The following is a 3,351-nucleotide window of genomic DNA, read 5'->3' on the forward strand; positions in this document are numbered from 1 at the left end:
TTTTTTTTTTTGGGTGTGTGTTGTACTGTGGTGTGATTTCCTTTTGGGGCCCGGCCCCCCCCCGGGGGTTAGCGCGCGGGGGGGGGGGCCCCCCCCCCCCCCCCGCCCGTCGACCGCACCGACATACCGTTCGTCACTGTCGACCCCGCCACCTCGCGGGACCTGGACCAGGCGATGCACCTCGCCCGCCGCCCCGGTGGCGGCTACCGGGTGCGGTACGCGATAGCCGACGTCGCCGCGCACGTCACCCCGGGTGGGGCGTTGGAGGCGGAGACCTGGCGGCGGGGGCAGACCATCTACCTGCCCGACGGCAACGTGCCGCTGCACCCGCGCACCCTCAGCGAGGGTGCGGCCAGCCTGCTGCCCGACGACGACCGGGCCGCGGTGCTCTGGACCATCGACCTGGACGCCGACGGCGGCACCGTCGCCGTCGAGCTGGAACGCGCCCTGGTCCGCAGCCGCGCCAAACTCGACTACACCGGGGTGCAGGCGGCAGCCGAGGCCGGGCGGCTACCCGACCCGATCGCGCTGCTACCGGAGATCGGCGACCGGCTGACCGCCCGTGGGCTGAGCCGGGGCGCCATCAACCTGCCGCTGCCCGAGCAGGACCTGGAACCCGACGGTGAGGGCTGGCGGCTGGTGCTGCGCGCGCCGGTGCCGATGGAAGAGCACAACGCGCAGATCTCCCTGCTGACCGGAATGGCCGCCGCCGACATCATGCTGGCCGGCCGGGTGGGTCTGCTGCGGACGATGCCGGCGCCCAAGCCGGAAGCGGTGCAGCGGCTCCGGGCCGCCGCCGCGCCGCTGGGCGTGCACTGGCCGGACGACGTGGGCCCGGGTCAGGTCATCGCCGGTCTGGACGCCGCCCAGCCGCGCGCCGCCGCGTTCATCGACCAGGCGGCGGAGCTGATGCGCGGTGCCGCGTACACCGCCTTCGACGGGGAGCTGCCGGAGCATCCGGAGCACGGTGGCGTGGCGGCCGCGTACGCCCACGTGACGGCACCGTTGCGGCGGCTGGCCGACCGGTACGCCACCGAGGTCTGCCTGGCTCTGCACGCCGGCCAGGCGGTGCCCGACTGGGCCCGCGCCGCGTTGCCCCGACTGCCCGAGGTCATGGCGAGCACCGACCGGGTCGCCTCGGCGGCGGCTCGCGGCGCCGTCGAGTTGGCCGAGGCGGCGGTGCTGGAGCACCGGGTGGGCGAGACCTTCGACGCGGCCGTCCTCGACGTCGACGCCCCGCCCAACGGCAAGTCCCGGCCCCGACCGCCCGGTGGCACCGTCGCGCTGGACGCCCCGCCGGTCCGCGCCCGCTGCCTCGGCCAGCTGCCGCTCGGCGAACGGGTCCGGGTACGCCTGGTCACCGCCGACCCGGCGGCCCGTACCGTCCTGTTCGAGCTGGCCTGACCGGGTCGCCGTCGCGGGCCCGGTCATCCCCGTGGGCGCGGTCGCCCGCCGTGGCTCGTCCTCGGCGGCGCTGTCGCTCACGGCAGCGGGGATTCTCACAGGGCTCGGCGCTGCTGACGGGCCAGGCGGTTTGCGAGGATGAGGCCATGGCATACGACGCGAGCACGCTGCCCGACGTGTCCGGGCTGACGGTCGGCATCATCGGCGGCACCGGCGACCAGGGGCGGGGCCTCGCCTACCGGTTCGCGCGGGCCGGCCAGACGGTGCTGATCGGATCCCGATCGGCTGAGCGGGCCGCCGAGTCCGCTGCCGAGATCGCCGCCCTGCCCGGGGTGCCGACCGGCGGCAGCGTCACCGGCGCTGCCAACGACGAGGTGGCCCGACGCAGCGACGTGGTGATCATCGCGGTGCCGTGGGACGGGCACGCCGCCACCGTCGCCGCCCTCGCCGAGCCGCTCGCCGGCCGGATCGTCGTCGACTGCGTCAACCCGCTCGGCTTCGACAAGCAGGGCCCGTACGCGCTGACCGTCGCCGAGGGCAGCGCCGTGCAGCAGGCCGCCGCGCTGCTGCCCGACTCCCGGGTCTGCGCCGCGTTCAACCACGTCAGCGCTCCGCTGCTGGCCGACCCCGAGGTCGACCGGATCGACCTGGACGTGCTGATCTGCACCGAGGACCGTGAGTTGGTCGACATCGTCGGCGCGCTCGCCGCCCGGATCCCCGGCATGCGGGGCATCTACGCCGGGCGGCTGCGCAACGCCCACCAGATCGAGGCGTTCACCGCCAACCTGATCGCGATCAACAAGCGCTACAAGGCGCACGCCGGTATCCGCGTCACCGACCTCTGACCCCGAGCGGCGGGGTGCCCCGGCGCGGGAGCACCCCGACCCTCGTCGGTACTAGAAGGTGTGTTCGGCGGCGGGGAACTCGCCGCCGCGGACCTCGTCGGCGAAACGGCGGGTGGCGTCGGTGAGAGCACCGGCCAGATCCGCGTACCGCTTCACGAAGCGCGGCGCCCTGCCCGTCCGCAGCCCGGCCATGTCCTGCCAGACCAGCACCTGCGCGTCGGTGTCCGGGCCCGCGCCGATGCCCACGGTGGGGATCGGCAGCTCGTGGGTGATCCGCTTGGCCACCTCGCCGGGCACCATCTCCAGCACCACAGCGAACGCGCCCGCCTCCGCCACCGCCCGTGCGTCGGCCAGCACCTCGTCGGCGGCGTCGCCGCGACCCTGCACGCGGTAGCCACCCAGGGTGTGCTCGCTCTGCGGGGTGAATCCGATGTGCGCCATCACCGGGATGCCGGCATCGACGATCGCGGCAATCTGCGCGGCGTTACGGCGGCCACCCTCCAACTTCACCGCGTGACAGCCACCCTCCTTCATGAACCGGACGGCGGTGCGCAGCGCCTGGGCCGGGCCCTCCTCGTACGAGCCGAACGGCAGGTCACCGACGACCAGCGCCTGCCGGGTCGCCCGCACCACGGCCCGGACCAGCGGCAGCAGCTCGTCGGCGGTGATCGGCAGGGTGGTCTCGTAGCCGAACACGTTGTTCGCGGCCGAATCGCCGACCAGCAGCACCGGAACACCGGCCTGGTCGAAGATCGACGCCGTGTACTGGTCGTACGAGGTGAGCATCGGCCAGCGCTCGCCGCGCTCCTTGGCGGCCATCAGGTCGCGGGTGCGGACCCGTCGGGTGGCCGGGCCGCCGTACAACGCGGTCACCTCGTGCGGAGTGGACTCCACCATCTCTGTCTCCCTTCCTCGAGGCCGCCTGCGCGGTCCCCGGGTTCCGTCGCGATCGTCGCACCGCGAGACGGGCTGACGGCAGGGCCCAGTGCAAGATGTCACTCCACCAGCGCGAGGCCACCCCACCTGGGCACCCGGCGCCGGGGCCCGGCAGGCGTCGCCCAGCTCGGGGACGCTGACGCTGGACTGCCCGGACGGGGCGCTG

At 74.2% G+C, this 3,351-nt stretch carries 2 protein-coding genes and 1 pseudogene; 2 read left to right on the forward strand and 1 reads right to left on the reverse strand.

Features of this window, described 5'->3' with window-relative positions:
- Positions 1–87: 87 nt before the first annotated feature.
- Together ABZ749_RS32170 and npdG are read left to right on the forward strand one after the other, a co-directional pair.
- Positions 88–1,404, forward strand: a pseudogene (locus ABZ749_RS32170) (RNB domain-containing ribonuclease); the annotation flags it as partial.
- Positions 1,405–1,550: 146 nt separating this feature from the next.
- Positions 1,551–2,249, forward strand: a complete 699-nt coding sequence (npdG, locus tag ABZ749_RS32175; protein ID WP_357234475.1) for an NADPH-dependent F420 reductase — start codon at positions 1,551–1,553, stop codon at positions 2,247–2,249.
- 51 nt (positions 2,250–2,300) lie between these two features.
- On the opposite strand, the gene panB is transcribed toward npdG, so the two are convergent.
- Positions 2,301–3,146 (reverse strand): 3-methyl-2-oxobutanoate hydroxymethyltransferase, encoded by an 846-nt coding sequence (panB, locus tag ABZ749_RS32180; protein ID WP_357234478.1) that lies wholly within the window; start codon positions 3,144–3,146, stop codon positions 2,301–2,303.
- Between the last annotated feature and the right edge of the window lie 205 nt (positions 3,147–3,351).

The sequence above is a fragment of the Micromonospora sp. NPDC047753 genome (genome assembly GCF_040642735.1).
Lineage (GTDB): Bacteria > Actinomycetota > Actinomycetes > Mycobacteriales > Micromonosporaceae > Micromonospora.

What these genes read in the sequence shown, in the direction of transcription:
- npdG (WP_357234475.1), top strand. Translation starts at nt 1,551, where the DNA reads ATGGCATACGACGCGAGCACGCTGCCCGACGTGTCCGGGCTGACGGTC.
- panB (WP_357234478.1), bottom strand. Translation starts at nt 3,146, where the DNA reads ATGGTGGAGTCCACTCCGCACGAGGTGACCGCGTTGTACGGCGGCCCG.